Source organism: Arachnia sp. (assembly GCF_057238465.1).
This window is the reverse complement of record NZ_DBHHFZ010000009.1, coordinates 30,245-34,103: the sequence shown is the minus strand read 5'-3', so window position 1 is coordinate 34,103 and position 3,859 is coordinate 30,245. Positions and strand designations below refer to the sequence as shown.

The 3,859-nt window shown below is 56.3% G+C and carries 6 protein-coding genes; all 6 read left to right on the top strand.

Features of this window, described 5'->3' with window-relative positions; translation table 11 throughout:
• Positions 1-292, top strand: a 292-nt coding sequence (locus ACO6D6_RS10290) for a hypothetical protein (protein WP_484785175.1), incomplete at its 5' end; no start/stop codon positions are given.
• Positions 202-1,350, top strand: a complete 1,149-nt coding sequence (locus tag ACO6D6_RS10285; RefSeq protein ID WP_484785174.1) for a hypothetical protein — start codon at positions 202-204, stop codon at positions 1,348-1,350. The genes ACO6D6_RS10290 and ACO6D6_RS10285, both read left to right, overlap by 91 nt.
• Positions 1,351-1,397: 47 nt before the next feature.
• The gene (locus ACO6D6_RS10280; protein WP_484785173.1) at positions 1,398-1,802 is read left to right on the top strand and encodes a DUF6301 family protein; all 405 of its coding nucleotides are present in this window, start codon (positions 1,398-1,400) and stop codon (positions 1,800-1,802) included.
• A gap of 150 nt (positions 1,803-1,952) precedes the next feature.
• Positions 1,953-2,450, top strand: coding sequence for a TY-Chap domain-containing protein (locus tag ACO6D6_RS10275; RefSeq protein WP_484785172.1), 498 nt, complete (start codon positions 1,953-1,955; stop codon positions 2,448-2,450).
• A 464-nt stretch (positions 2,451-2,914) separates the two neighbouring features.
• On the top strand, positions 2,915-3,373 hold the full coding sequence (locus tag ACO6D6_RS10270) for a DUF6301 family protein (protein ID WP_484785171.1): 459 nt from the start codon (positions 2,915-2,917) through the stop codon (positions 3,371-3,373).
• A gap of 110 nt (positions 3,374-3,483) precedes the next feature.
• The coding region (locus tag ACO6D6_RS10265) for a hypothetical protein (protein ID WP_484785170.1) at positions 3,484-3,859 on the top strand (376 nt) is incomplete at its 3' end.

Sequence of the window (3,859 nt, the reverse complement as noted above, 5' to 3'; positions counted from 1 at the left end):
CGGGATAGGCGTCCTGATGTGGATGAGCATTCGGGTCGGGATAGGCGTCCTGATGTGGATGAGCATTCGGGTCGGGATAGGCGTCCTGATGCGGATGAGCATTCGGGTCGGGATAGGCATCCCGACGTGGATGAAAACCCTGGCCGGGGTGAGCATCCCGGTGACGGGCGTGGTGACGGTGCTGATGGTGGTGCCAATGGTGTGGATGATCATCGTCATCCGGATGAGGGTTCTGGTTCTGGTGGTGATGGGTCGGATCATGGGGGATCGGGTTCAGGAAACGATCCGATAGATGATCTTCCCCGCTACGACGAGAAGGGGAATCCTCTCTACGATGACCACGGCGATCCGCTGGAGGTTGATCGTGGTGATGGTCGGAAACACTACGCTTCTGATCCGGAAGGCACCTTCAGGAGCCAGGACGACAGACTGCGGCATTCCGACAATGGGCAGTTCGCGGAGGATCCGTATGCTCACAGACCGAAGGGCATCAAGTACTACGCCCGGAAGATCCTGTTGGGTGATCATGACTGGAACAATCCCGCGCTGGCTGAACGCACTAAGGCTGATACGCGTATCTGGGATGAGGCCCGCGCCAAAGCACGCACGGATCGTCGTGCGGCCACTCAGGCGATCAATGACATTGAAACCCTGAAAACACTAGACGGTAAGAAACTGCAACTCGACACCACCGACAAGTCCTACAGAAAACTCGCAAAAGAGGTCGATGACGTCATTGATGGCTTGGATCTTGAATCACAAGCGAAAGCGGAAAAGATCAGGGACAGTCTCGAGGTCGCCGCGAATTCTGCGTCTGATTTGCGGAAGGTCTCGGAGTGGGCTGGGGATCGTGCGGGGCATCACTTCACTCTCGATCACGCCCCGGATGCGGGTGGTGCAGGGCGCAAGCCTCTGCTGGGTGAACCCGCCGACACCCCGGATGGGGCGAAACCAACCGGCGCGGGGAGGGGGGACCGGTTCAGCACCGAGGGCGATTCGCGGCTGGTGGTTGGGGAGAACAAGGGCGGCGACAGTCCTGGGCTCGGCAGCCGGGAGACTGCCGCGGGTCCCCGGGCGCAGCAGGGAACCGCGGAGTACGTGATGGACCTGTTGAGCGGGAAGAACCAGGACCCGAGACTCCTCGAAACCCTGACGGCCTTGGAGCACTCGCCAGAACACGCCGGCTTCTACCAGAAACTGAAAACCGAAGGCGTCGAGGTCGTGTATGAGATGGTCAACGCCCGAACCGACGGCACCGTCAAGGTGGGACAGTTTGATCTGGGTGGTAAAGTCATCCTCAAACTCAAGGACGGACAACTCGTCGCCGAGTTCATCAAGAAAGAAACATAATGCCCAGACCTACCCCGCAAGACTTCATCACCTGGACCAATACGCTCGTGCAGTTTCCGTGGCCCATCCAACTCAACGACTTCCCCCCTTACGCCGAGAAACTGGGCTGGAAACCCACCCCGCGACCAACCTGGTTCAGCGTCTGCGCTGACGACGACGTCGGGAATGTGATCTTCAGCGAGAATGAATCGGGGAATATCTATCGTCTTAGGGTCTCCATGGTGAGAAACATGGCTGAGGATGCTGAGGGTGCTGCTGAGTTGAATGATCATTTCGTGTCCTGTGTGGCTGCTGGGAGGGAGGCGTGGGGGGAGCCATTCCTGCTGGAGGCCGGGGAGGACCCGGCTGCCACTTGGAAGTTCCCCGAAGGTGCGTTCGCTCAGGTAACAGGAGGCTTCAGAGCCGTCTTGTTTCGGTTCTTCACGCCACAGGGGCAGTGGTATTTCGCCTAGAAAACTCAAGAGGCTTACTTGCGGGCGGTGCATCCATCAGCAAAGCCTCAAACCAAGATCCGCTTGGGGGCGAGTGTGGATAAGCCTCATCCGGTAAGCAGATTACCAAGAATATTCGTAGCGAAGTAGGTGTAAAGGAGTTTTGTGTACATGTCGTGGGATGATTTTGAGGAGAGGTTGTTTTCGACTGTTATGGCGTTTCCGTCGCATACGATTTTGATTGTTGGTGTGCCGGATCAGGCCGGGAAGACGGGGACACCGTTTGTGCAGTTTGGTGGGATCTATGCGTTTGGTCACAACACCACGATGACTGCTGAGTTGTCCTTGTTGAATGCCGGGAATCAGCGGGTCACCTTCACTGATGCGCAGCAGGCGGAGTTTCGGGAGTTGGGGTTCGCTCCTGATGAGGATGGTTTCACGTGGGGTCAGGAGCTTCCCTGGCCCACACCCAGTCACATCATCCGGAATGTTGTTCGGGCTTGTGTTATCCGGCTTCGGGATATTGGTGGTGTCGATTCTCCGGAGCGGCTCGTCTACAAGGCGTGGAGTTATCCCGATTATCGTGATGAGATCCCCGAGGAGGAGCGTAGTGTCGGGACCGATGCACTCGACCTTCCGTCCCTTGGCCTCCAGCGGGAGCGTGTCTGACAACTGGCACGTAGGGACCTATCCGAAACCACCCACCTCCAGGGTGGTTTCGGATAGGTCCTTTTTGCTATCGCGTCACAGTCGGAGCATGTGGTTTCTCGTCACAGTCGAAGCCAAGGACGGACAACTCATCGCCGAGTTCATCAAGAAAGAAACATAATGATCATATTCCCCCCGCAAGAATTCATCACCTGGACGAACACGCTCGTGCAGTTTCCGTGGCCCATCCAAGTCGACGACTTCGCCCCCTACGCCGAGAAACTGAGCTGGAAGCCCACCTCGCTGCCGACGTGGTTCAACGTGCTCCCTGACAATGATTATGCAGTGACGAATATCAGTAGTGACAGGGATGGGAATGTGTGCAATCTGTTTTTGCCCGTGGCGTCGAATGAGACCGAGGATGCTGAGGGGCCCCTTCGGGGGGAAGCATTTCCTGTTCCGGCAAATGAGGAATAAGATACACCATGACCGCACTGACTACCGAAGAGTTCATTACATGGGCCAATCGCCTTGCCGGCCTCCCGTGGCCCATGACCACCGGAGAATTCGCGAAGATCGCGACGGGCGAGTTCGGATGGGCCATCTTCGATGGCGACCAAGTGCTCACCGCCACCTTTTCAAACTGCTCCGAATATGTCTTGGTAGGAAGAAGAAGCACCGGCGAGGTTCGCAGAATTCTTTTTGCTGCAGTCAAGGCTGAGAAGAGCGGGAGTCGGAATGAGCTTGCCCGATTGAACGATCACTTCGTCAATTACGCTAATGCAGGTTTGGTTGAATGGGGAGAAGCTTTCAAAACGGTTACTGGGAAACGTCCGCTCAAGGCTTGGAGGACTATAGACGATGGAGTGTGTGAACTGGTGCGCGGTCCGCATGAGGTGACTGTTGCTCTTTATACTCCCCAAGGGGCCCGCTATTACGAGTAGTCGCCAGACTTGAACAACACATCTCCTCCAGAGAGGGGGGCCGACGCCATAAGCAGAATCTTGGAAGACGCGAGAATCTACGACGTTGATGTGATCTACACTCCTGAAAGGTGACCACGAACATGACCCACGATCTCGATGACATTTCCGTGTATGCGTGCTGGACGCGTCTCAATGAAACACCAGAAGACATCGCCCACCGAACAATGCGTTTCATGAAAGAATTCTCAACCCGAATCGATGTGGGACCATGGGAACCATTGGAGGGCGAATGGGACGGCACCGAGGCTGGGCTTGTTGAGGTTATCAAGAGGAACCCCATCACCGATGATGACGGGGAACCCATCCCCGGAGATGGATACCATTTCACATTGAACAATGACCGTGGCCCTTTGAACACCGACTTCAGCGTGCGAGCCGGTACGGACCGACTCTTCGAACGAATCGCTTCACCTCGTTTGATGCAGAAGTATTATCGGTCGGTGC